Origin of the sequence: Mesorhizobium sp. M4B.F.Ca.ET.214.01.1.1, assembly GCF_004791545.1 — a bacterium.
Lineage (GTDB): Bacteria > Pseudomonadota > Alphaproteobacteria > Rhizobiales > Rhizobiaceae > Mesorhizobium > Mesorhizobium abyssinicae.
Window position 1 is genome coordinate 1 of record NZ_SRUX01000208.1, and the last position, 320, is coordinate 320.

At 56.6% G+C, this 320-nt stretch carries 1 protein-coding gene; it reads left to right on the top strand.

Annotated features, from left to right (window positions below):
- The coding region (locus tag EN857_RS35340) for a hypothetical protein (RefSeq protein ID WP_135897721.1) at window positions 1-184 on the top strand (184 nt) is incomplete at its 5' end.
- Between the last annotated feature and the right edge of the window lie 136 nt (window positions 185-320).

Consider the following 320-nt stretch of genomic DNA (forward strand, 5'->3'; position numbering starts at 1 on the left):
ACAGTCCAAAAAATTGCAGAACTTGCACTATGCCCAGGCAATGTTGAGGCAAATCCGTCAAACAGCGCAGGCAGACGGAGAGAGCCTCCTGACCTATTTGGTCGAGATGGCTTACCTGGAAGTCAGCGATCGGATCAGGGCAACTTGGGCTTTGAAAGGCAACAATCCCAATCCCGACCCCTAGATCCCTCGGTCGAGCGATTTTCCCGGCCGCGCGGATTGCGACAGCGACCCTGCTGGCCAAGGGAATGGTCCCCAGTTTTGGGACCGGCTCGTACAGCGTGTTGTCCCTATGCACCACGCGCATTGGACCATCGAAC